Annotated in this window: 20 protein-coding genes; 8 read left to right on the top strand and 12 right to left on the bottom strand. The window is 47.7% G+C overall.

Features of this window, described 5'->3' with window-relative positions:
- Window positions 1–7: 7 nt before the first annotated feature.
- Window positions 8–3,502, bottom strand: a complete 3,495-nt coding sequence (dnaE, locus tag ACWIP2_RS14010; RefSeq protein WP_448520570.1) for a DNA polymerase III subunit alpha — start codon at window positions 3,500–3,502, stop codon at window positions 8–10.
- A 19-nt stretch (window positions 3,503–3,521) separates the two neighbouring features.
- A complete protein-coding gene (sppA, locus tag ACWIP2_RS14005) occupies window positions 3,522–5,282 on the bottom strand; it encodes a signal peptide peptidase SppA (RefSeq protein ID WP_448520569.1) in 1,761 nt (586 codons plus the stop codon).
- Window positions 5,283–5,316: 34 nt separating this feature from the next.
- On the opposite strand from sppA, the gene folK reads away from it, so the two are divergent.
- The 3 genes from folK to ACWIP2_RS13990 all read left to right on the top strand — a co-directional run bounded on the left by folK (window position 5,317) and on the right by ACWIP2_RS13990 (window position 6,897).
- Window positions 5,317–5,820 carry a 2-amino-4-hydroxy-6-hydroxymethyldihydropteridine diphosphokinase gene (gene folK / locus ACWIP2_RS14000; RefSeq protein ID WP_448520568.1) on the top strand — a complete coding sequence of 168 codons (504 nt, stop codon included), beginning with the start codon at window positions 5,317–5,319 and terminating at the stop codon, window positions 5,818–5,820.
- A 45-nt stretch (window positions 5,821–5,865) separates the two neighbouring features.
- On the top strand, window positions 5,866–6,438 hold the full coding sequence (locus ACWIP2_RS13995; RefSeq protein ID WP_448520567.1) for a SiaB family protein kinase: 573 nt from the start codon (window positions 5,866–5,868) through the stop codon (window positions 6,436–6,438).
- Window positions 6,439–6,516: 78 nt separating this feature from the next.
- Entirely contained in the window at window positions 6,517–6,897 is a 381-nt protein-coding gene (locus ACWIP2_RS13990) for a DUF1987 domain-containing protein (protein WP_448520566.1), read from the top strand.
- Here ACWIP2_RS13990 and ACWIP2_RS13985 read toward each other — a convergent pair.
- From ACWIP2_RS13985 to ACWIP2_RS13975, 3 genes are read right to left on the bottom strand one after another with little or no spacing between them, the layout of a single operon-like run.
- The gene (locus ACWIP2_RS13985; protein ID WP_448520565.1) at window positions 6,875–7,564 is read right to left on the bottom strand and encodes a peptidoglycan DD-metalloendopeptidase family protein; all 690 of its coding nucleotides are present in this window, start codon (window positions 7,562–7,564) and stop codon (window positions 6,875–6,877) included. The genes ACWIP2_RS13990 and ACWIP2_RS13985 overlap by 23 nt on opposite strands.
- A gap of 3 nt (window positions 7,565–7,567) precedes the next feature.
- Window positions 7,568–8,137 (bottom strand): hypothetical protein, encoded by a 570-nt coding sequence (locus ACWIP2_RS13980; RefSeq protein WP_448520564.1) that lies wholly within the window; start codon window positions 8,135–8,137, stop codon window positions 7,568–7,570.
- Entirely contained in the window at window positions 8,137–9,282 is a 1,146-nt protein-coding gene (locus ACWIP2_RS13975; RefSeq protein WP_448520563.1) for a DNA polymerase III subunit gamma/tau, read from the bottom strand. The genes ACWIP2_RS13980 and ACWIP2_RS13975 overlap by 1 nt, the downstream gene beginning before the upstream one ends.
- Before the next feature lie 175 nt (window positions 9,283–9,457).
- On the opposite strand from ACWIP2_RS13975, the gene ACWIP2_RS13970 reads away from it, so the two are divergent.
- Entirely contained in the window at window positions 9,458–11,131 is a 1,674-nt protein-coding gene (locus tag ACWIP2_RS13970) for a glutamine--tRNA ligase/YqeY domain fusion protein (protein WP_448520562.1), read from the top strand.
- A gap of 117 nt (window positions 11,132–11,248) precedes the next feature.
- A complete protein-coding gene (locus ACWIP2_RS13965) occupies window positions 11,249–13,264 on the top strand; it encodes a tetratricopeptide repeat protein (RefSeq protein WP_448520561.1) in 2,016 nt (671 codons plus the stop codon).
- On the opposite strand, the gene ACWIP2_RS13960 is transcribed toward ACWIP2_RS13965, so the two are convergent.
- Entirely contained in the window at window positions 13,227–14,423 is a 1,197-nt protein-coding gene (locus tag ACWIP2_RS13960; protein WP_448520560.1) for a putative sugar nucleotidyl transferase, read from the bottom strand. The genes ACWIP2_RS13965 and ACWIP2_RS13960 overlap by 38 nt on opposite strands.
- A gap of 30 nt (window positions 14,424–14,453) precedes the next feature.
- On the opposite strand from ACWIP2_RS13960, the gene ACWIP2_RS13955 reads away from it, so the two are divergent.
- Window positions 14,454–15,095: a flavin reductase family protein gene (locus ACWIP2_RS13955; RefSeq protein WP_448520559.1), complete on the top strand. Its 642-nt coding sequence runs from the start codon at window positions 14,454–14,456 to the stop codon at window positions 15,093–15,095.
- A 74-nt stretch (window positions 15,096–15,169) separates the two neighbouring features.
- On the opposite strand, the gene kdsA is transcribed toward ACWIP2_RS13955, so the two are convergent.
- Window positions 15,170–16,003 carry a 3-deoxy-8-phosphooctulonate synthase gene (gene kdsA, locus ACWIP2_RS13950; RefSeq protein WP_448520558.1) on the bottom strand — a complete coding sequence of 278 codons (834 nt, stop codon included), beginning with the start codon at window positions 16,001–16,003 and terminating at the stop codon, window positions 15,170–15,172.
- 142 nt (window positions 16,004–16,145) lie between these two features.
- On the opposite strand from kdsA, the gene ACWIP2_RS13945 reads away from it, so the two are divergent.
- Window positions 16,146–18,965, top strand: a complete 2,820-nt coding sequence (locus tag ACWIP2_RS13945) for an outer membrane beta-barrel protein (protein WP_448520557.1) — start codon at window positions 16,146–16,148, stop codon at window positions 18,963–18,965.
- Window positions 18,966–19,112: 147 nt separating this feature from the next.
- On the opposite strand, the gene ACWIP2_RS13940 is transcribed toward ACWIP2_RS13945, so the two are convergent.
- The 4 genes from ACWIP2_RS13940 to ACWIP2_RS13925 all read right to left on the bottom strand — a co-directional run bounded on the left by ACWIP2_RS13940 (window position 19,113) and on the right by ACWIP2_RS13925 (window position 22,877).
- On the bottom strand, window positions 19,113–20,006 hold the full coding sequence (locus ACWIP2_RS13940) for an alpha-1,2-fucosyltransferase (RefSeq protein ID WP_448520556.1): 894 nt from the start codon (window positions 20,004–20,006) through the stop codon (window positions 19,113–19,115).
- A gap of 17 nt (window positions 20,007–20,023) precedes the next feature.
- The gene (hemF, locus tag ACWIP2_RS13935; RefSeq protein WP_448520555.1) at window positions 20,024–20,917 is read right to left on the bottom strand and encodes an oxygen-dependent coproporphyrinogen oxidase; all 894 of its coding nucleotides are present in this window, start codon (window positions 20,915–20,917) and stop codon (window positions 20,024–20,026) included.
- Window positions 20,918–21,028: 111 nt separating this feature from the next.
- The gene (locus tag ACWIP2_RS13930) at window positions 21,029–21,406 is read right to left on the bottom strand and encodes a GxxExxY protein (RefSeq protein WP_448520554.1); all 378 of its coding nucleotides are present in this window, start codon (window positions 21,404–21,406) and stop codon (window positions 21,029–21,031) included.
- Window positions 21,407–21,737: 331 nt separating this feature from the next.
- Window positions 21,738–22,877, bottom strand: a complete 1,140-nt coding sequence (locus ACWIP2_RS13925) for a cystathionine gamma-synthase (RefSeq protein ID WP_448520553.1) — start codon at window positions 22,875–22,877, stop codon at window positions 21,738–21,740.
- Between the two features lie 42 nt (window positions 22,878–22,919).
- On the opposite strand from ACWIP2_RS13925, the gene bshB1 reads away from it, so the two are divergent.
- Entirely contained in the window at window positions 22,920–23,636 is a 717-nt protein-coding gene (gene bshB1, locus ACWIP2_RS13920; protein ID WP_448520552.1) for a bacillithiol biosynthesis deacetylase BshB1, read from the top strand.
- An 8-nt stretch (window positions 23,637–23,644) separates the two neighbouring features.
- Here the strand turns inward: bshB1 and tilS are convergent, their stop codons facing one another.
- Entirely contained in the window at window positions 23,645–24,991 is a 1,347-nt protein-coding gene (gene tilS / locus ACWIP2_RS13915; RefSeq protein WP_448520551.1) for a tRNA lysidine(34) synthetase TilS, read from the bottom strand.
- Between the last annotated feature and the right edge of the window lie 2 nt (window positions 24,992–24,993).

Here is a 24,993-nt window from a genome sequence, read left to right as displayed (position 1 = left end):
CATCAAATCAACCAAGCATTCGATATTCCAAATTCATGGCTGTCAGTTTTTGGAGAAAATCGTTGGCGGGATTGACTTTGTATTTGCGCGATATACTCTCTACACGCAGGTTTTGAGTCGGGTCGAAAACGCTTACGCGTAGTTCGCAGCTACCTGTGTGTTCCTGAACGGCTTTTTGCAGCGCAGTAAGCATTTGGGCGGAGATTTGCTCCACGTTGATGTGCAGCTCCAGCGTGCGGATCATTCTCTCGCGAACATCGGCTAAGAGTTGCACCTGTGTTGGGCGGAACTCCCAAGCACCAATTTGTCCGTAGCGCTCCTGCACCTTGCCTTTGATAAAAAGAAATTGACCAATGGAAAGCAGATAGCTGTGCTTGAGGTAGTCCTCGCCAAAAAGGGCAAACTCCAGCGAACCATGATAGTCCTCGATGGTAAAAATACCGAAAGGCTTACCATTTTTACCTACGCGATTGTTGGCATTAGTAACAATCCCCGCGACTTTAATTTCCTGCCCTTTGAAATTTTCAATTTCGGTAACTGAGCAAGTGCAGAAGTTTTTGATGTCTTCGCGGAACTGATCCAGCGGATGCCCTGAAAGATAGAAGCCTACTACCTCCTTTTCAAATTTGAGCTTGATCAGGTCTGTCCACGGTTCGCAGGGGGGCAACTTAGGTTTAGTTACAGCTCCTCTCCCTCCGCCACCAAAGAGCGATGCTTGTGAAGAATGCTTTTCGCTTTGGACAGCGTTGCCATAGCGGATAAGTTTCTCAATGCCGGAACCCTCGCCTTCGGGTGCATAAAAATACTGTGCGCGATGAATATCGGTAAAGCAATCGAATCCCCCGCCGTAGGCAAGGCTTTCGAATGTTTTCTTGTTCACGGTGCGCAGGTTGATGCGTTGGGCAAAGTCCCAGATGCTACTGAAAGCACCGTTTTTCTCGCGTTCCTCAATGATGCTTTCTACAGCAGCTTCTCCCGCGCCTTTGATAGCCCCCAAACCAAAGCGGATCTGCCCTTTTTTGTTTACATCGAACGTAGCAGAAGATTCGTTTACATCGGGGCCTAAAACGGTCAGTCCCATGCGTTTGCATTCTTCAAGGAAGAAACTGATCTTGTCAATATCGCCCATTGAATGGGTAAGAACCGATGCCATGTATTCAGCAGGGTAATTAGCTTTTAGGTAGCCTGTCTGGTAGGCTACTACAGAATAAGCTGCCGAGTGGGAACGATTAAAACCATACTCAGCAAATTTTTCCATGATGCCGAAAATTTCTTCGGCTTTGTTTTTCGGAATGTTGTGCAGTTCTTTGGCTCCGGCGACAAACTTGTCTTTTTCCTTTGCCATTTTTTCCTTGTCCTTCTTGCCCATCGCACGGCGCAGTAAATCCGCGCCGCCGAGCGAGTAACCCGCCAAGATCTGCGCCGTTTGCATGATCTGCTCTTGATACACCATGATACCGAAGGTATAGCCCAAGATCTGCTCTAACAGCGGATGGGGAAACTCTACCTGCTCGCGCCCGTGCTTGCGAGCGATATAGTTCGGAATAAACTGCATCGGCCCCGGACGGTAGAGGGCATTCATCGCAATCAAGTCTTCTATATTAGTCGGCTTTAACTCTTTGAGGTACATCCGCATTCCCTCAGATTCAAACTGAAACGTACCGACTGTTTCGCCCCGCTGGTAGAGTTCAAAGGTTTTCGGATCGTCATATGGGATGCGATCTATATCTATTGCTCGCCCGTGATTTTTCTTGATGAGTTTGATAGCATCCTGAATGATGGTCAGTGTTTTGAGTCCTAAAAAGTCCATTTTCAACATGCCCGCATCTTCAATCACCTTGCCGTCAAACTGGGTAACGAGCAGGTCGGAATCTTTGGCAACGCAGACGGGGATGTATTCAGTCAGGTCGTCGGGGGCAATGATAATGCCAGCCGCATGGATACCTGTGTTGCGCACCGAGCCTTCGAGGATTTCCGCACTTTTCAGGATTTCGGCCCGCAGATCGTTGCCCTTGCGAATAGCAGCCAGCTCCGGTACTTCATTGTATGCTTTTGAAAGCGTCATTCCGGGCTTTTCAGGAATCAGTTTGGCTAACCGGTTGGTTTCTTCGAGGGGAAAGTCTAATACGCGCCCTACATCCTTGACTGACATTTTGGCAGCCATGCTGCCGTAGGTTATGATTTGCGCTACCTGATTTCTACCATATTTATCTACTACGTAATCAATGACGCGCTGGCGTCCTACGTCGTCAAAATCCACATCAATATCGGGCATAGACACGCGCTCAGGGTTCAGGAAGCGCTCGAAAAGCAGGTTGTATTTAATCGGATCTATGTTGGTAATGCCTGTACAATAGGCAACTGCCGAACCTGCAGCCGAACCACGCCCCGGTCCAACGGCTACACCCAACCGGCGGGCAGCCTCGATGAAATCCTGCACAATGAGAAAGTAGCCGGGAAAGCCCATCTTTCGGATAATTTCCAGCTCAAAGTTCAGGCGCTCTTCTATTTCTGGGGTGATAGTCCCGTAATTACGCCGTGCGCCAAGAAAAGTCAGGTGACGTAGGTAATCATCCTGCGTTTGGAAACCTTCAGGTAGTGGAAAGTTAGGCAAGAGAATATCCCGTTTGAGTTTTAACTTCTCAACCTTTTCTACAATATCGTTGGTGTTGTCAAGCGCCTGTGGCAGATCGCTGAAAAGGCGGTTCATCTCTGCCTGCGATTTGAAGAAAAACTCATCGTTGGGGAAACCAAATCGGAAACCTTTACCATCGCCGATAGGCGTAGCTCGCTTCTCACCCGTATTGATACAAAGTAGAATGTCGTGTGGAGCGGCATCTTTCTGGTCAATATAATGGCTATCGTTAGTTGCAATAATCTTCAGGTTGTATTTTTTTGCAAAGCCTATAAGCGTTTGATTGACATCTTCCTGACTGATGCCCGTACCGTCTATGTCTTCGATATGATGGCGCTGTAGTTCGATGTAATAGTCTTCCCCGAAGAGTTCTATCCACCATCTAAGTAGCTTTTCAGCAGCCTCTGCCCCCTGATGGATAATCGCCTGCGGCACTTCCGCACCGATGCAGCAAGAGGTCGCAATCAGTCCTTTGTGATATTTCTGGATCAATTCTTTGTCTATGCGCGGGTACTTGCTGTACAAGCCCTCAATGAACCCCAGCGAACACAACTTAGACAGATTCCGATACCCTTCAGCATTTTTAGCAAGCAGCAACTGATGGAAGCGCTGATCCTTGCTGCCCTTGCCAAATTCTTTCCTATGACGATCGGCTACAAGATAAAACTCGCAGCCAATCACAGGCTTCACCCCGTACTTGTCGGCTTCGGCTACGAACTTAAAAGCACCGAACATATTGCCGTGGTCAGTCAGCGCTACCGCTTTCATGCCGTCGGCAGCGGCTTTTTTCATCATGCCTGAAATGCTGGCAGCGCCGTCTAACAGTGAAAATTGGGTATGACAGTGCAGGTGCGAAAAAGATTGCATAGACAAAGTTACAAACGAGTTAGCGGAATTTTACCTCATATGGCCAACGCGCCTGTATGCCCTGATAGTTCGGAATTTTTTCGATCTGCTTCAGCAGCGGATAGAGACTACCCGTTTTTTTCTTCAGCAGGTAATCTTCCATCATCTCGTTGCTGCTTTTCAGGTTTTCAAGGAATGTTTTTTTGGCAGGATAGTAACGCGTTACGTACTCGTTCTCTTTTAGTTTGGCCTCTTTTGCAGCTATGCGGATAGCATCGTCTAAGCCGCCAAATTCATCTATCAACCCGATTCGGAGCGCTTGCTCGCCTGTCCAGACTCTGCCACCGGCAAATTTCTTGAGTGTATCCAAAGGCATCTTACGCCCTTGTGCTGCTTTGGAGGTAAAGTTTTCGTAGCCGTCGTTAACCATGCGCTGGATTATCTGACGCTCCGCGTCGGTAAATTTCTTGGTTGGCGTACCCAGATCGGCAAACTCTCCGGTCTCAACACGATCAAAGGTCAATCCGATCTTGTTGGTCAGTAGTTCGCTGGCATCAAACAGCATCCCAAAGATACCGATTGATCCTGTGATGGTATTAGGCTGGGCAAGAATCTTGTTACAACCCATTGCTATGTAGTAGCCACCCGAAGCTGCTACATCGGACATAGACGCGATAACAGGCTTTTTCTTTTTGGTTTCCAATACTTCGCGCCACATTACGTCTGAAGCCAGCGCACTTCCGCCGGGCGAGTTGATGCGCAGTACAACGGCTGCAACTTTATCGTCTCTGCGGGCCTTGCGCAACTCTTCGGCGATTGTTTCAGAGCCAACAGCCGAATTTGTACTCTTACCACTTTGAATTTCGCCTTCGGCAAAAATAACCGCGATGCGTTTCTTGCTGTAGCTGCCCTCTTTCGCTTGTTCTTTTGCATAGCTCAGGGGCGAAACAAAGTTGATTTTTTTCTTATCGTCTTCCAGCCCTAATTGCTTGCAAATGCTTGCCTCTACCTCATCGTAATAGGCTGTGCGGCTGATTAACTTATATTGCACCGCATCTTGAGGCATCTGTACAAGCATTTTGGCTGACATATTTTTCAACTCCTCCAATGGAATACCGCGACTTTCGGCAATACCTTTCAGGTAATGGTCATAGATGCTATTGAGATAAGCACTTGTTTGCAGACGATTAGCCTCGCTCATTTTATCGAGCATAAACGGCTCTACGGCGCTTTTAAAATCGCCGACGCGGAATATTTCGGGCTTTACACCGATTTTTTCAAACATACCTTTGGCAAATCCTATTTCGGCTACAAGTCCATTGAGCTCTATGCCACCTTGGGGATGCAGGAAGATAGAATCTGCGACAGAAATAATGTAATATGCAGGTTCAGATATGATTTCAGAATAGGCATATATAAACTTACCTGACTTTTTAAAATCCAGCAAGGCGAGGCGAATTTCTTCTAAGGTTGCAAAACCTGCTGAAATATTACCTGCATCCATGTAAATGCCTTTGATTCTTTCATCGTCCTTGGCTTTGCTGATTGCCTGACGCAGTTCTAACAAGCCCATGCTTTTGGGGGAAGGCATACCGGGCAGGTTCAGATTTTCAAAAGGATTCTCCTCTTTACGCTCATTAACGGGCATATTGAGCGACAGTCGAAGTACGCTGTTCTCGTTGATCTTCCTGGTGTCTGTATCGTCCGCAGAGGCTACGGCAAGTATGAGCAGTATGCCAAAAAACAGCAACATGAGGATGCCTACTATTGTGGCAAAAACGAATTTGAAAAATTGCGCCATAATCAGATTAAGTTTGCGTAAAACTACTGTTTTTATGCCAAAATATACAGCCCATTTGCTGCTTGGAACAAATATGGGCGACCGCTGCAACTACCTGCAACTTGCCCTCTCAATGATTCAGGAGAAGGTTGGGCGTGTTCACAGTTTTTCTTGTATTTACGAAACTACTGCGTGGGGGTTTACCGAACAGCCCGACTTCTTAAATCAGGCGCTTGTAGTGCAGACTGAACAACAGCCAGAGGAGCTGCTCACACTTTTGCAACAAATAGAACAGCAAGCAGGCAGGCAACGGCTGCAACACTGGGGGCCGCGCACCTTAGACATAGACATTATTGCTATTGATCATTTGGTTATTACATCGGAAAGGTTGCAAGTTCCACACCAAGCTATTGCAGAGCGACGGTTTGTACTACAACCGCTCAAGGAGATTGCCCCCCACTGGCAGCACCCTGTTTCGGGCTTGACCTATGCGCAAATGCTTGCTATTTGCGCGGATACGACTCTTGTAAAAAAATACACTTGCAACCGTGCAGTTTGATTGTGAATGAATTTAAATATAAATTGCATGCAAATTTTGCCGGGCATGAGCACTGACAAGCAACCTTTTAGTACTTACCAGTTTTTTAGCCAATTGCGATTGCACCATGTCTCCATGGTTGCACAGGGGATAATCTCTCAGGATATCTTATCGTTGATCGCACTAAGTCTAAAAAGAAGACCTGATAATGAAGCGGTTGCGCGCCGGTTGTTTGCCTTGGTGGTAGAGCTTTCCCAAAATATTTTTCACTATTCGGCAATCAAAGAGTTCTCTGTTAAAGATCAGCGCGAAATAGGTGTGGGCATTGTGGCTGTCGGCGAATCGGATACGCACTACGTAGTAGCTTCGGGCAACGCAGCAAAACCCGAAAACGCAACCTATGTTGCCCAAAAATGCGACTATATCAACTCGCTTGATACTGATGAACTGAAGCAGTACTACCGCGAGCAGCGCAGACAACCCGCGCGCGAAGGCAGCGTAGGCGGCAGCATTGGCTTGATAGAAATTGTACGTAAATCAGGCTCGCCTATCCAATACGAAATTATCCCAATGGAAGACGGTAACGTGTTCCTTATCTTCGCAGCGAAAGTTAGCAAGGCAAACTCATACGTGGACTGACAATGAATTACCATCAAATACGTTTTGCTTTTTAGTACTTGGTCTCTGACAGATTGAGGAACAAAAACATATCTAACCATGGAAAATTTTTTTATAGCAGCCGATACGTTCATCCCCGAAATTAATTTTAATGCGCAAACAGGCGAGTTGAATATTAGCGGTGAATCTTATCACGAATATACGCTTGAGTTCTATCAGCCTGTTTTCAACTGGCTTGCCGAATACCTAAAGACTCCCGGACGGAATATTGTAATGAATTTCCGCATGTCTTACTACAACACCAGCACCTCGCGTCGCTTTTTGGAACTTTTTGACATGCTCGAGGACTACCAAAGGCAAGGGCACGGCACTGTTACGATTAACTGGTATTACCATCCCGAAGATATAGACATGAAAGAGAGCGGCGAAGAGTACGCCGAAGATATTACATTGAACTTTAATCTGATAGCTTTAGAATAACTGCCGGATCTGGGCAAATTTGGAGATACCGCAGACGGTCGGATGCTGCGCAAACCCCTGCAAAATCACCTTTCCTCCCCAACATATCTGTGATCAACTGAAAATGTAGATGCGGCGGCCAGTTACCGTTTTCGTGCGGCTCGCCGAACCATGCAAAAACTTGACCTGCCGCAATAGGTTTTCCCTCATACATGCCTTCTACAGACTTTGCAGATAAGTGCCCGTAGAGCGTGAAAAATTTGTAGCCCTCGAGTTGGTGCTCCAATATGATTGTATAGCCGTAGTCGCCGAAGGTGCTGTTATTGGCCAAGCTGTGTACGATTCCGGCTAAAGGTGCTGCAACAGGAGTACCCGCAACCGCCCATATGTCTATCCCCAAGTGAATAGTTCGGGCTTCTGCTGCCCCGTCGAAGTGGCGGCTTCTGTGATAGACAAATCTGTCTTCGTTGTAGCCTCCCACAGCCGCCACAGCGCCTGCCTGTGCAATTCTTCCAAAAATGTATGTGCTGAAAGTGGCGGTGTCTGCCAAATCAATGCGGTGCAGATCCTCATTAGCTGCGGTCAGATCTAAGTGCAGGATTTCGGGGCCACGCAAATCGAAAGGGACAACAGATGCCAAAGTAGGGACGTGTTTGCGTAGTATATCGTTGAGTGTCGTTGTTTCCATTGGTTATTCAATGTCAAGCCCCAGCATGTGGCGAAGATCGTGGAGCAGCGGATTTTGATCTGCCATAAAATTAAAGCGCTCGCTGTTGGTATATAATTTTTGCATGCCTGTGTTTTCTGTTGCAGCCACTTCTATAGTTGTCAGTTCCAGACGACTGTTGTTCAATTGCTTTTTGAGAAAGCCAAGCAGTTCATTTCGCACTTCCTTAAAATAGCTCGCATCTGTAGCATTCATTCGCAATGCATGAGTAATTACGGGATAAGCAAAACTGATCGGTTTCCACGTTAGCATATTGGCTACTAATGGTTTGTCTTGCTTGTATCTTTCGGCAAACAGCAGCCATGCTTCCTGTAACTGCGCTTCAGTAGGAATTTTTTCTACAACTGGTTGCGGCTCGGCTACTACAGGCGGCATATCGGGCAACGGCGACGCGTCTTTGGGTGCGGCTACAGGCGGCGGTTGATACTGTTCCGTAGGAAAGCGCACTTTGGGCGCACTTTTGAGCGGCGTATAACCAAGTGGCAGAACTTTCGACGAGCGATTATTTTCCTGCTGCGACGACTGCGCATTCATCAATTCAATTTTTTTTTTAGCTCCTCTGCCAGTTGGGCGAGGTTGATAGCAGCTGTCAGGTGCGCCATCTTCATTAGCGCAATTTCTACATGTAGCGCCTGATCTTTACTGGCTTTGTAATGTATATCGCAGTCGTGGCCAATGGTCAAGGCAGAAATCAGAAAGCCGCTGCCTACTTGGTTGGCTTGTTTCAGGTAGCGCTGTTTTACTTCATCGGAAACTTCGAGCAATTGCACAGTAGCATTGTCCTTACACATCAGCAGGTCGCGCAGGTGCTTGTTCAGCCCGACGATGAAATTATGCCCGTCGAAGCCTTGCTGCAAAATCTGCCTGAAAATCAGCATCGCGGAAGAGAGATCGCCTGCGGTCAGCGCATCTGTGATCTGAAAATAGTAATCATAGTCCAGAATGTGTAGGTTGGCGATGGTTTGCTTGTAGCTAATGCTCCGATCTGAGGAGAAGGTAACAATCAGGTCGAACATAGACAGGGCATCGCGCAGCGCTCCGTCTGCTTTTTGCGCAATCAGCCGGAGCGCTTCATACTCTGCTGTGATGCCTTCTTTTGCGGCAATCTTTGCCAAATGATCAGCCATATCCTTAATCTGGATGCGGTTGAAATCAAAAATCTGACAGCGCGAAAGAATAGTGGGCAGGATCTTATGTTTCTCGGTTGTTGCCAGAATAAAAATGGCGTAGGGCGGTGGCTCTTCGAGTGTTTTCAAAAACGCATTGAAGGCTGCCGTTGATAGCATGTGCACCTCATCTATGATATATACCTTGCGTTTGCCAAACTGCGGCGGATAGCGCACCTGCTCAATCAGCCCGCGAATGTCATCTACCGAGTTGTTAGAAGCCGCATCCAACTCACTGATATTCAATGATGTACCATTAATAAAAGCCTTACATGAATCGCAGACACCACAGGCTTCACCTTCTGGGGTAAGATTTTGACAGTTGATCGTTTTGGCTAAAATACGCGCACAGGTTGTTTTGCCTACGCCCCGCGGTCCGCAGAACAAGAAGGCCTGCGCAAGATGATTGCTTTTAATGGCGTTTTTCAGCGTAACGGTAATGTGCTGCTGACCAACAACGGTTTCGAAGTTAGCCGGGCGATATTTCCGGGCTGAAACAATGTAGTTTTCCAAAGTCTATCAAATTAGATCTCGATCCACTAAGCCGCAAGTTAGTATTTTTTCGGATATGCCTCGCTTACCGGCTGCCACAGGCATCATGTAAGCATTAGCAAAAATTGCTGCCTTTTCGCAGTTACTTATTATTTTTGCAAGTTAAAGATAAACGACAAGACAACTCACCCGGCAAATGGAAGCAGCAGAACGCAAATCATCAGGAAATTTTATTGAACAAATTATAGATAGTCATAACGAGTCGGGTCGCTTTGGGGGGCGCGTACATACACGTTTTCCACCCGAACCTAACGGCTATTTGCACATCGGACACGCAAAGTCTATCTGTTTGAACTTTGGATTGGCAAAAAAGTATAACGGCAAATGCAATCTTCGTTTTGATGACACTAATCCTATTACGGAAGATACCGAGTATGTAGATGCTATTTGCAATGATGTGCGCTGGCTGGGTTTTGAGTGGGATGGAAAATTTTTTGCTTCCGACTATTTCGACCAGTTATACCTATGGGCCGAGCAACTGGTTTTGGAGGGCAAGGCATATGTGGACGACCAAACGGCGGAAGAAATAGCTGCCACACGCGGCATTCCAACTGTTCCGGGCAAAGAAAGCCCATTCCGCAACCGAAGCATTGAAGAAAATCTTGACTTATTTCGCCGAATGCGGGCAGGCGAGTTTGAGGAAGGCAGCAAAGTACTACGCGCCAAAATTGACATGGCGTCGCCTAATATGCACATGCGCGATCCGGTGCTCTACCGCATCAAAAAGGCACATCACCATCGCACAGGCGATCGCTGGTGTATCTACCCTATGTATGACTTTGCGCATGGATTGAGCGACTCCATCGAAGGTATTACCCATTCCATTTGTACGCTCGAATTCGAGGTACATCGCCCGCTGTATGACTGGCTAATTGAAGAGTTGCGCATCTACCACCCACAGCAGATAGAATTCGCACGCCTCAACCTGACCTACACAGTGATGAGCAAGCGCAAACTGTTGGAACTGGTAGAAGGCAATTATGTAAACGGCTGGGACGATCCGCGCCTACCGACTATTTCCGGTTTGCGCCGCCGTGGTTACACACCTGCATCTATCCGCAACTTTGCAGAAAAAATCGGCGTTTCTAAGCGCGATAATATCATAGACGTATCTTTGCTGGAGTTCTGTATCCGCGAAGATCTGAACAAAACCGCACCACGCACAATGGCTGTGCTGCGTCCGCTAAAGGTAGTTATTACCAACTATCCCGAAGGACAAAGCGAGCAAATGTCTGCCTTGATCAACCCCGAAATACCTGAAACAGGCAGCCGATCAGTTCCCTTTGGTAGAGAAATTTACATTGAGCAAGACGACTTCATGGAAAATCCGCCCAAGGGCTATTTCCGTCTGACCCCCGGCGGCGAAGTACGCCTCAAATATGCCTATATTATCCGATGCGAGGAAGTGATTAAAGACGACGCAGGTAACGTTGCAGAACTACGCTGCATCTACTTCCCCGAAAGCCGCAGCGGCTCGGATACATCGGGTAAGAAAGTAAAAGGTACGATCCATTGGGTAGCGGTTCAGGAGGCAGCAGAGGCAGAAGTGCGCCTCTACGACCGCCTGTTTACTATCGAAGATCTTTCACAGATACCTGAAGGCAAGGACTGGAAAGATTTCATTAACCCACATTCGCTGGAAGTAATCAGTCATGCAAAAATTGACAAGAGTTTGCTCCAAGCCAATGCCGGTAGTATATGGCAATTTGAACGATTAGGGTACTTCTGCGCAGATGCTGATACAAGCACAGATAAGCCCGTATTCAACCGCACGGTAACGCTCAAAGATACTTGGGCAAAAGCACATTAGAAGTCTCATAAATCAATCGGAATGCCACGTGCTTTTTTTAGAATATCACTATGGTTCGCTTTGACCTGCATTTTCATTCAAAGCGCAGCAGCACAACGCAAAACGTACAAAAATCTCTTGCAGGAGCTTGCAAATGCCCGCACGACAAAGGATAGCCTCTTCTACTACGTCCAACTGGCATCCGCAGGGCGGGCTTTTAGTATAAAAACTGCTATGGCACAGGCAAATTTGGGTATGCAACTTGCCGAACGCATCCGAGATACTGTTGCTATTATGCAACTGCTGAATCTCAAGGCTTCCTTGTATATCCTACGGTCGGAATATGACTCGGCTATCATCCACTTAGAGCAGGCAGTTAGTTTACAGCAGTTTGTGCAAGACAGCATCCAATTAGCTACCTCCTATAGCCATTTTGGGTTCATCAACCGGCGGCAGAACAACTACTCAAAGGCATTGGAATACCACCATAACGCCCTTAACATCCGCAAACGTATTGGCGACCTAAGCGGTATTAGTATCTCTTACAATAATATTGGCAATGTGTATTTCGACCAAGGCAGTTACCAGCAAGCAGTAAATGCCTACGCCGATGGAGCAACCTATGCGGTACGTGCCAAAGACGATATGCGACATGTGTCTAACATGGCAGACCTTGCACTGGCCTACTACGAACTAAAAAAATACAAAGAAGCTATCAGTATCATTCAGCAAGTACTGGACATCTGCAATAGGATTGGCGGCACCTATAAAATGCCTGAAATCTACACTACCCTTGCCCGCATTTACCAGCAACAAAAGCGCTACGACGATGCCTTAGATTATCTGAATCGGGCAATCGAATACAGCATGAAAGGCGATTTCGTAACCAACGATGTCAATATCTACGGCGAAATGTCAAAACTTTACTGGGAGCTTGGCAAACGCGATCTGGCGATCAGCAGTGCGCTCAAGGGATTGGAACACGCCGTTCAACACGACAATATCAACCTCCAGTTACAACTCTCTTACGCGCTGTACGACTACTACAAAGCGCTCAACGACTATCGGAAAGCGCTGCACTACTATACCACTTACCGCGATTTGAAAGAAGGTCTAGACAACAGGCTTCAGCACGTGCAACTTTCTGAACTGGAAATCAAATACGAACTGGATCGGCTACAACGCGAGTTGGAAAAGCAGCAGGCTGAGAGCGACCGTTTGCTACAAAAGCAACGCTACCTGCTGACAGTTGTAGGTATTGCGTTTTTGGCCGGTATTGCGTTTATCGCTATTCTGTTCCAAAACATTAAAAACAAGAGACGCAATAACGAGATGCTCGTTAAGCTTAACCAAGAATTGAAGCGCCAACAGGAAAATGTGTTGTCGCTCAAAGAAAATTTGGAACGAACTGTAGAAAAACGCACCGAAGAGCTGAAACAAACAATTGACCAGCTTACCGAACAAAACCAAGATCTGCAACAATTCTCGTACATCATTTCGCATAATATCCGATCGCCAATTGCTCGTATTGCAGGGCTGGTTGATATTATCAAAATTGAAAGCGGTACCTCAGGGGCCATCAATGAAGAAATTATTGCCCATTTAGACAAATCTGTCAATAGCCTCGACACAGTCATCCGCGACCTGAATCAGATCCTCTCTATTCGCAAGGGCATCAACAAGTCTAAGGAAATGATTGCTTTTCAGGAGGTATCCGACTGGGTAATATCTTCACTCGAAGACGAAATTATGCTGGCAGATGCGAAGATTTACACAAATTTTGAGCAGTACCCGGGAGTTTATTCGATCAAAGCCTATTTGCAAAGCATCATGTACAATCTGATTTCTAATGCCATTAAATATCGAAGAGATGACATACAGGCAGAAATCCACGTACGATCGTTTCGCAAAGGCGACTATGTATGCCTCGAAGTGAAAGACAACGGCATTGGCATTGATCTGCAATCCATTGATCCATACAAAATTTTTGGGCTGTACCAACGGATGCACACGCACGTAGAGGGTAAAGGGCTTGGACTTTACTTGGTTAAGTCGCAGGTAGAGGCACTCAACGGGAAAATAGAGTTGGAGAGTGAGTTGATGAAAGGCTCTAAATTTACCGTATATTTTCCGGCGCATACGCTGCTGATATGAGGTAGTCGCTCATTGCCGGAAAAAGCGCCTGCAATGCCTTTTCCTCCTGTTCATTCATCGGCGGCTGCTGTTTGAATGCCCGCATCCTGTTAATGGTCTGTTTTAACTTTTCAGGTTGGTAAGCGGTTAGCATACGAGGAGTGCCCCATGCAAAGGGCGGAATGAATTTAGGCGGAATACCCACACCGAACAGGTTCAGACCCGGGCCTGCAACCGTTCCTGTGTTGAAAGTTGTGTGGATACCTGTCATGCAGAAATCGCCAAGGAAAACACCACAAAACTGCCGATCCAAGATCTCAAAGTCATCAAGCGCATAGTTCCAGAGTTTAACCGGTCCGGCAGTATTTTTCATGTTGGAGACGGTCGTTCCGGCACCCAGATTACAATACTCACCGACAACACTATTACCCATAAAGCCCTCGTGTGCCTTGTTGCTGTAACCCAAAAAAACGCTGTTGCTGATTTCGCCGCCAACTTTGCAGTAGTCGCCTACGGTCGTATCGCCGCGAATGATCGTTCCCATATTGAGTTGTGCCCCTTCGCAGAGTGCAAACGCTCCTCTGATCAGGCTGCCCTCCCCTACTACGGCATTTTTGCCAATATAAATTGGGCCGTTTTCTGCATTCAATACAGCAGCCTTGATGACAGCGCCCTCTTCGATGAAAATATTTTCTGCTCCGTAAACTGCTGTATGGCGATCCGTCAACGGATAGCTTTGCCGCAAGCCTCTAATGATCTGCAAATCAGCCTCAATTTCCTGCCGATTCATCACAAAAATATCTGTTAAATGCCCGATGATGGCTGTATGCACAATTTGTATGCGATTTTGAGCGGCTGCGGCTATCAGTTCTTTTACTTGTTCGTAAACAACAGACGCTCGATAAACAAGCAGTTCATCACCCGACCAGAGACTATGCTCGGGCGGCAAATGATCAATGGCGGCTACCAAACCATCTGTCGGCAGCGCTGCACCATTAATGTACAGACAAGTGCCTCTGTGTGGCGAGTTGTCAAAATTTGCTGTAGGCAATCGGCGCTGCCACTTGTCGCGGATGCGCATAATACCCACGCGCAAGTCGGCAATCGGGCGCGTAGCTGTCAGTGGCAGCAGTTGCCGATGACGGGCAGGCAGATCTATGAAACGAATTTGTGAAAACATTTGCAGGCAAAACAGGATTATAGCAAAGATATGGAAACAATCAATTTTGCCACTTTTCGCACTGCTGACTTCGAGCAGATGGAAAAGCAGTTTCGCACCAATTTAATTAACTCGCTGAGTGGGTTCAAAAGTGTGTGCCTCGTAGGAACGCAGAATATAGCAGGTATTACGAACCTTGCTATCTTTAGTCAGGTATTTCATGTGGGCGCAAACCCTGCATTGATGGGGATGCTCGTGCGCCCCGATTCGGTGCGCCGCGATACGCTTGCCAACCTGCAAGAAACGGGCTACTTTACGCTCAATCATATCCGTGCAGACTTCTTCAAACAAGCCCACCAAACGGCTGCTCGCTACGAAACATCTGAATTTGAAGCTGTTGGACTTACTCCACTGCACACCGACACCGTTAAAGCGCCCTATGTAGCCGAATCGTACGTGCGGATTGGCTTGTCTTTTGCCGAACGCCACGACCTTGCGATCAACGGCACTGTGCTGATTATAGGTAAGGTAGAAGAAATTTTTGCACCGGCCGATTGCATCGCAGCCGATGGTTACTTAGACATCGAAAAAGCAGGCACTATTACCTGCTCCTCGTTGGACGGGTATCACCAGACGCAGCGACTGGCACGGCTCAGCTATGCCAAACCCGACAAAATGCCACAGGAGATATAAGTGGCAGGAATAAGAGTCATCCAAAAAAATCGGGATGACTCTTTCAATAAATTCAGGATAGCAAAATCTGAAGATTAACCTCTGTATTTTACCTCAACGGCGTGCAGTTCCAGAATTGGCTTTAGGAACTCTTCCAAATCATACACACATAACTGGCTGGCTGCATCGCAAAGGGCTTTAGAAGGTTCGGGGTGGGTTTCAATGAATACGCCATCTACGCCTGCAGCTACCCCCGCACGCGAAAGCACAGGGATAAACTCTCTGGCTCCGCCTTTTGCATCGGCGCTTGGGATGCCATATTTGCGGATGGAATGCGTAATGTCAAATACCACCGGATAGCCCGTGCGGTTCATATGGTAGAAACTGCGCGGATCTACAATCAGGTCATTATAGCCGAAAGTATAGCCGCGCTCGGTGAGAATAATCTGGTCGTTGCCGCTGTCCACGCACTTTTGGGCAGGTTTTGCCATGTTTTCGGGCGCAAGAAACTGCCCGTGTTTGATATTCACAACTTTACCTGTTTTGGCAGCAGCTACAATCAGCGTGGTTTGCATACACAGGTAGGCAGGAATCTGGATTACGTCCAGTACTTCGCCTGCAGCAACGCACTGGTCGGGGTAGTGTACGTCGGAAAGGATAGGAAAGCCAAACTGCTCCTTTATTTTTTGCAGCATCTTCAGCCCCTCGTCCAGCCCGGGACCAATGTAATAGTCTAAACTGCTGCGGTTGTCTTTCATAAAAGACGACTTAAAAATCACAGGAATTTTTACGCGCTCCGCTACCTCGCGCAATTTCTCTGCCGTGCGCATCATCGTGCTTTCGTCCTCAATTACACAGGGGCCTGAAATCAGGAACAACTCGGGCGCACCACAGGCTATATCGCCTACTTTGACAATTTTTTTATTCATTGGACAATGGAAAAAAACAGTGCAAAGCTATGCAATACAGGGGGAAATGCAGGTATTAAGGTTGATTAACATTGCTTAAAGACACATTAACGCAGGGTGTGTGGTTTGGGGGCTACCTTTGTGCAAGTCAAAAAACTTTCAGATGAAAAAATTTGTATTACTATTTCTTAGCTTTATCGCGGTGAGTCTTGCTTCGTGGTCGCAAACCACGTTTAAAGGCAAAGTAATGGACACAACCAATACTGCCCTGCCGATTGCAACAGTGATGCTGCTCAATGCCAAAGACTCTGCGCTGGCAACCTTCGGGCGAACCGATGTAAACGGCGAATTTACACTGCGCAACGTTGCCGCAGGCAATTACATCCTCAAAGTTACTTACACAGGCTATCAGAACTACATGAAAGCCGTAACTGCTTCGGGTGGCGTACAGGATGTAGGCACGATTATGATGCAAATCAAAGCCCGCCAGTTGAACGAGGTAGTCATCAAAGGCGAGCGCGATGCGGTAACTATTAAAAAGGACACGCTGGAATTTAACGCAAGCTCGTTTGAAACCAACAAAGCCAATGCAGCTGTAGAAGATTTGCTCAAGCGTCTGCCCGGTGTGCAGGTAGAAAAAGACGGCAGCATCAAGGTACAGGGTGAGGATGTACAGCGCGTTACGATCAACGGCAAAAACTTTTTCGGCAACGATGCCAAGCTGGCGACCCGCAACCTGCCGGCCAAAGCGATTGAAAAAATTCAGGTATTTGACCGCCAATCCGATCAGGCGCAGTTTTCGGGCATTGACGACGGCTCCCGCGAAAAAACCATCAATCTGGAACTGAAAGAAGAATTCAGCAACGGCGGTTTTGGCAACTTCACCGCAGGCGCAGGTGCAGACTCACAAGAGGAGCTTCGCTATGAAGCTAAAGCAAGCTATAACCGCTTTAGCAAAACAACACAACTTTCTTTCCTTGGCATGGGCAATAATATTAACCAGCAGGGCTTTTCTCCTGCTGAATATTTTGGCTTTGCTGGTAGAAGCGGCGGCGCTGGCGCGCTCTTTCGCGGTGGCGGCGGTGGAAATATACGTGGCGTGCCTGTGAACTTCGGCGGCAGACCCAACGGTATCATGACCAACTGGGCAGGTGGTATCAACTTTAACCACACGTTCAACAAGAAAACCGAACTGAACGGCAGCTACTTCTTCAGCGATTTGGCGCACCGATTGGATCAAAAAACCAACCAGATTAATTTCCTGCCGACAGGCAACTTTAGCAGCGAGCAAGACAATCGCCAAAACAATCAAACGACTTCGCACCGCCTGAACGCTACATTAGACCACAAAATTGACTCGGCAAACAGTATCCGTTACAATACGGTGTTCAGCATGAACAACAACGATTTCCGCACCATCAGCGATAATCAGACCTTCAACGCGGCAGGCATTTTGCAAAACGAAGGCTCACGCGACAATATCAACATTGGTTCGGGCATGAGCTGGAACAACGAACTATTGTTCCGCCACCGCTTCGCCAAGCGCGGACGCACCATGTCGGCAACACTTACGCTGAACATGAACCGCAACGAAAGCGAAGGCGAACTGACAGCTGTGAACCGCTTTTTCAATCCGCAAACGGGCGGACTGATGCGGACGGAGAACATCAACCAGATCAATACCCGCAACACGATGACCAATACCTACGGCGGCAATCTGAGCTACACCGAACCTTTGGGCAGACGTAAGTTTTTAGAAATGAACTATAATATTCGCAATACGGTCAATACTTCCGACCAAAAAGTATTTGACATCAACAACGGCGAGCAGACCGTGAATCAAAACCTGACCAACGAGTTTGACAACAACTTTTTATTCCAGCGCATAGGCGCTAACTTCCGCTATGTAAAGCAAAAAATCAACCTGACGATGGGTGTAAACTACCAAAATTCGGATTTGCGCGGCAACATCATTAATCGCGGTACTTCCATTCAGAAAACTTTCAACAACTTGTTGCCTTCTGCCCGTTTGCGCATGGATTTCAGCAGCACCAAACGTTTGAACTTTGACTACGACACAGACATTAATGCGCCGAGCATTACGCAGTTGCAGCCGATTGTGGACAACACCGACCCGCTGAATATTTATGTGGGTAATCCTGAGCTGCGCCCTGAGTACAACCACCGTTTCCGCGCCAACTATTTCACCTTTGATCAGTTTACATCTATCAACTTCTTTGGCGGTTTCAACGCAACTTATACCACCAATAAAATTGTCAACAGCCAGTTGATTGACCAGCAGTTTGTACGCACGACGCAGCCTGTAAACGTGGCAGATTTTATCAATGCATCAGCTAACATGAACTTTGGCTTCCCGATCAGACCGATCAAGAGCCGCTTCAACCTCAGCGGACGCGGCGGCGGCAACCGTTCTATTAACCTGCTGAACAACGAAAGCACTTTTGCCTATGGTCGCACGCTGGTAGGTGATGCTCGTTATGAATTCCGTCCAAGCGAGAAATTTGACTTCTCACTGACAGCCAATGTGAATCAACAGCGCACTACTTTTGATCGCGCTAACTCATCGGGCAACCAAGCCAACGAGCAAAACTTCCTGAACCAAACTTATGGCGCAGAAATGAACGTAGTACTGCCTTTGGATTTCCGTTTGAACGTGGACTATGACTACTTCCTGTTTACCAGCCGCACAACCGACTTCCGTCAGGCGTTGCCACTGTTGAATACGTCTATCTCCAAAGTGTTTCTCAAAGGTGCGGGTGAAATGAAATTTGCAGTGAATAACTTCCTCGACCAAAGTCTTGGTATCAGCCAGCAGGCAGATGTAAACTTCCTGCAACAGACCGTTGTGAACAATCTGGGACGCTTTATTATGCTCTCATTCACCTATTCGCTCAACAAGTCGCTGAACCCTGCCAACAACTTTCAGCCCGGCAGAGGCGGCATGATGCGGATGATGAACTAATAACTGCATTGGATTTTACTGCAAGAAGCTGTCCGGAAAGGCTACATATAGCACCAGACTTTAGTTTGTAGCCGTCTGATTATCAAGTATTTCAACTATCACAGACTAGAGTCTATGTTACTTTTTGGACAGCCTCTTGTTTTATCATCAGACCGTATGCCACTCAGGCGGCACTAATTTAGTCCGTTTTTGCTGATTCAACTCGGGTGTGGCATACCAGCGAGCAGGAGTCCAGACTTGCTTGTCGGGCGCTGTACCCAACCATGCACCCCACCACGAAAACGTACTATTGGCAATAATGAAATGCCGACAGCGCGTCATTAACTGAAAGTCTGCAAAAGGCTGATTATCAATGTTATTTGGCACTACTTCGTGCGAAAAATCCGAACTTGCAAAGGTCTTTTTACACCAGTCTGTATCGTCGGAAAAGATGTAGAAAAATGCGCTTTCCCCTTGGCTGTCAAGGACTTGCCTGACAGCGCGTTCGTAGTAGTCCAAAGGAAGCGGCGGCAGCGACTGGGCTACGTGCGGCTTCAAATAGTCGCCGCGACGGACGTGCATCGCTACCGCAACAGGTTCATTATCAATTCGTTGTTGCCATTGCAGCGCCTCGCCTTTGAGGGGTTTGCGAAATTGTAGTTGCTTGCGCAAGGTTGGCTCAACAGCCCGTACATAGCGATAGTCCTGCCAGTGTCCTAAAAGCAGCGCATGAGATGGCAGTGTGTCCGTTCCTGTGAAATTGCCTATTTCTTCTACAATCTGATAACGCCGAATATCAAAAATCTTTTCAGCCAGTGCGTTGAGTCGCCAGTAGCGGCTTTGCTGAAAAAGCGCCAAATGCCACTGGTTGCAAAAATTTGGCTTGATGCTGAAAATATTCAGGCTATAATCGCGATGGGTGAGCAGCGCCGCGTGTCTGTTTTCTGATAGATAGGCAGCATCCAGCAGCACCTTCCGCTTGCCAATCAACTCTAAGTACAACCCGAAAGCATACTGAAAAAGTTGGTTGCCCATGCCGCCTGATAGCCTGTTAATCAGCATATTAGCCTTGATATTTTTTAAGGTATGCGGTTGATTCCTTTTTTGAGTTGCTTGAGCGTTTCGGCTTCAGGGCTGCCTTCCTGCGGTGTAAAGTTGTATTCCCACCGCGCCAGTGGCGGCATACTCATCAGGATGCTTTCTGTGCGCCCGTCGGTGTCCAAGCCAAACTTCGTACCCTTGTCCCACACAAGGTTGAACTCCACATAGCGCCCGCGTCGCAACTGCTGCCACTGTTTGTGCTGTTCGCCAAAAGGCAAATCGCGATTGAGTTGCATCAAGTGCGTGTAAATCGGGGCAAAGGCATTGCCTACATCCTGCACAAAAGCAAAGAGTTCTTCCTTGCTTTTGCCTGTTTTTTGGGTGTTCAGGTGGTCAAAGAAAATGCCGCCAATGCCCCGCGTTTCCTGACGGTGTTTGATGTAGAAATAATCATCCGCCCAGTTTTTAAATTCAGGATAGTAAGCAGCATCGTGCTTGTCGCAAACAGCTTTGAGTTGCTGATGAAACCATGTTGCCTGTTGCGGTACTACGTAGTGCGGAGTCAGGTCAATGCCGCCGCCAAACCACCAAATGCCGTTGCTCATCTCAAAATAACGGACGTTCATGTGGATAATCGGCACCATTGGGCTATGTGGGTGTAAGACGATGGAAACGCCGGTAGCAAAAAAATCTGCCTTGTCAAGTTTCAATGCAGCCAGCATTTTTTCGGGCGGCTCGCCAAAGACGGCGGAAAAATTGACACCGCCTTTTTCAATCACCGCGCCGTTGCGGATAACGCGGCTTCTGCCTCCACCTCCACCCTCGCGCTGCCATAAGTCCTGCTCAAACTTGCCCACGCCGTCGGCAGTTTCCAAAGCCGCACAAATGTTGTCTTGTAAAGTCTGAAACCAGTTTTCTATCGTTTGTTTCATGATGTTTTTTGTGTTTGGCTACTAACGGTTTTTTACCGCTAAGAGCGCTGAGAGATTTTTACCGCAAAGGACGCTGAGAGGAGTTTTAACCACAAAAAGACAGTGTTTTAATCAAAGTTGATTGACGACACGCCTGATTCCTTCTTTGAGCCTGACAACATTAAAATTTATCAAAAGCCCAAGTTTATAGTTTCCAAGTTTCATATAAGTCAGGATTTGAGCCAAATGTATATCGTTTAGAGACTCTACACTTTTAAGTTCAATGACTAACTTATTTTCAATCAGTAAATCTATCCGATAACCCACATCTAATCTCACATCTTTGTATATGAGTGGCATTGGCTTTTCTTTCTCAACACAGCATCCTGCTTCCTGCAATTCGTAAAACAGGCATTCTTTGTAAGCATTTTCTAACAGTCCGGGACCTAATGCTGTATGTACACGCAAAGCAACGCCGATTGTCTTAGAAGCAAGTTCGTTCTCTGTCATATGTTAATTTTTTACCACAAAATACACTAAGTGGGTTTTACCGCAAAGAATACCGAGAGGCTTTTTACCGCAGAGGACGCTGATCAGGTTGATTAAGTATCCTAAAACTTCGCGTTCTCTGCGGTTTACTCTGCGTACTTTGCGGTTAAATCAACAGACGAAAACTAAACTTCGCGTTCTCTGCGGTTGCCTCTGCGTACTTTGCGGTTAAATCAACAGACGAAAACTAAACTTCGCGTTCTCTGCGGTTGCCTCTGCATACTTTGCGGTTAAATCAACAGACGAAAACTAAACTTCGCGTTCTCTGCGGTTGCCTCTGCGTACTTTGCGGTTAAATCAACGCGCGGTCTAAATCTTCGCAGAGGTCTTGTGCGTCTTCAATGCCTACGCTCAGGCGGATGAGTGAATCGCGGAGACCGGCTTTTTCGCGCTCCTCTTTGGGAATGCTGGCGTGTGTCATCGTGGCAGGGTGTCCGCAAAGCGACTCTACCCCGCCCAGACTTTCTGCCAGACTGAACAACTCTAATTTTTCCATCACGCGCATGGCGTTTTCTACGCTGTCATTTTTCAGCGTGAAAGACATCATGCCGCCAAAGCCGCGCATTTGTGCAGCCGCTACCGCATGATTGGGGTGTGAGGCCAATCCCGGCCACCAAACCTGTCCTACTTTTGGATGATTGGCAAGAAAATTAGCAACTACTTGTCCGTTGTCGCAGTGAGCTTTCATGCGCAGGTGCAGCGTTTTGATGCCGCGCAGCACAAGAAAGCAATCCATCGGTGCAGGAACGCCACCCGCCGCATTTTGGAGGAATTTCAGTTGTGCCGCCCACTCGTCGTTGTTGGTAATGAGCGCTCCCATCACTACGTCTGAGTGTCCGGCAATGTATTTGGTTACTGAGTGCATCACCAAATCAGCGCCCAGATCAAGCGGAGTTTGCAGGTACGGCGAAGCGAAAGTATTATCAACTGCCACCCTTGCGCCATGCGCATGGGCAATCCGGCAAACGCGCTTGATGTCTATGATATTCAGCAGCGGATTGGTCGGTGTTTCAATCCAAAGCAATTTGGTTTGCGGAGTAAAATGCGCAGCAATAGCCTCCGCATTATTCATCGGAATAAACTTGAAGCGGACACCGAACTTTTCAAAAACGCGCATAAACAGGCGATAAGTGCCGCCGTAGAGGTCATTTGTCGCAATCACCTCATCGCCCGGGTTCAACGTTTTGATAACCGTATCTATCGCAGCCAGCCCCGAAGCGAAGCAAAGCGCATGTTTGCCGTTTTCCAGCGCGGCAAGGCTTGCCTGCAAAGCATCGCGGGTCGGGTTCTGCGTGCGGGCGTATTCGTAGCCCTTGTGCTTGCCGGGCGACTCCTGCACGTAGGTAGAAGTCTGATAGATCGGGGTCATGATAGCGCCCGTTGAAGGGTCAGGCTGAACGCCTGCATGAACGGCTTTGGTGGCAAATTTCATGTGAAGTCAGGTTTTAAAGGGCAAATCTATCAATTTTGCGCCATGAAATTGGATATTCTGGCAATAATGGCACATCCCGACGATGCTGAGTTGGGCTGTGCAGGCACGCTCATTGCACACGCAGCTAAGGGCTACAAAGTCGGCATCATTGACCTCACAGCAGGCGAGTTGGGAACAAACGGCACTGTAGAAACCCGCGCTAAAGAAGCAGCAGAGGCAGCACGCATCATGGGGCTTGCCGTGCGCGAAAATATGGGCTTCAAAGATGGTTTTTTTGCCAATGATGAGACCCACCAACGCGCACTCATTACGCAGATTCGCCGCTTTCAGCCGCGCATTGTGATTGCCAACGCGCCCAGCGACCGCCACCCCGATCACGGGCGCGGAGCTAAACTCACCGAAGATGCCTGTTTCCTTTCGGGTTTAAAGAAGATAGCGACCGTTTTTGAGGGCAAGCCGCAGCAAGCCTGGCGACCTGAGCAGATTTTCCACATCCTGCAAAGCAATTACTTAGAGCCTGATTTGATAGTAGATATTTCCGACTATTGGGAGCAAAAAATGGCGGCTGTGTTAGCTTATCAGACACAATTTTACGTGCCGGGCATGAACAACGAGCCTACCTTCATTGCCACTCCTGAGTTTATGGACTTTCTGAAAGGACGCGCCCGCGAGTTGGGACAGGCCATCCGCGTCGGCTACGGCGAAGGATTTATTGCCAACAGGAAAATTGGTGTGCGCGATTTATTTGATACTATTTGAAAAAAATTTTACTTGCTCACCTCCAACATAGCCACCGATTGGGTAGCGTCTGTGATGCGCCCGATAGCTGAAAGGCGATACCCGATTAGCCAGAGAATTTGTCCATCAACATTGCAAAGCACATAGGCTCGTTGCTTTTCGGGGCGCGGCACTTTCAAATCAATGAGTATATCGCTGACTTTTTTTCTGCCTGTCATACCCAGCGGCTGCATAAAATCGCCTGCCTGCCATCGGCGCGCATACAAAGGAAATTGCAGCGCCTCTGCATCTACGTACACACAATAAGGATCGCCGAATACAATATCCTCCCGCTGACCCAATCGAATATTGATTGTACGCCAATGATCAAGCATGTAAATACCCCAATCTGCAATGGTTACAAGCGGCATATCGGTAGCAAGGGCAGAGCTGATAATGATGCTTTCGCGATCAATCGTCGCACAATAATTAGGAGCGTAGAACTGTGTACCACTGCCAACAGACTGCAAACGTTGGGCAATTAAAACAACAGTCTTGTAGTTGAACCCAAATTTTTTCAAGTATTCATACAGAAATAAGCGGGGCGAAGGCAGCGACTGTAAACCCTTGATATCCAAATAAATCAGCCCGTCAACTTGATGTGTAAGATTCCGTGCTGCTTCGGCAACAGCGGCCTGCAACCATTGGGAAGCATCGGCGAGGCGCTCGTGTGTAGTTGCAAAGTTGGCTACAAGCGAGGGATTGATCTCCTCCAGCAAAGGTACTACCCGATGACGAATAAAATTGCGGGCGTAGTCGTCGGATACATTAGAGCTGTCCTCGCGCCAGACAAGCCCTGTGCTGTTGGCATATGCCCGGATCTCCTCGCGGGTAAATGCCAGTAAAGGGCGGACGACATAGCCCTGCCTGAGTGGAATCCCCCGCAAACCATTGAGTCCACTGCCTTTGGCAAGGTGATACAATGTGGTTTCCAGCGCATCGCCGCAGTGGTGCGCTGTTAGCAGATGTGTAAAGCCATGCTCCTGCCGCAGTTCCTCAAACCAATCATAGCGCAGTTGTCGCGCAGTTGCCTGAATGCCTTTTTTAGCAGCCTGTGCAACTTTTTTTGTTTCAAAGCGCCTTACCAAGCAGGTAATTCCCTTGTCGGCTGCCCACCGACAAACAAAATGTTCATCGGCATCCGATTCATCACCGCGCAGTTGGTAGTTGACGTGTGCGATTGTTACCGCATAGCCCAGTCGGCTCATTGCTTGGCTCATTACCATCGAGTCAATGCCGCCGCTGACGGCTAACAGCAAGCGATCATTACTCGTAAAAAGCTGATTATCAGCAATAAAATGTTGTAATTTTCGCTCAAATGCAATTTGTACTTGCATAG

The organism is Rhodoflexus sp. (assembly GCF_053489755.1).
Note: the sequence above shows the minus strand (reverse complement) of the source record. Positions and strands in the feature narration are given on the sequence as shown.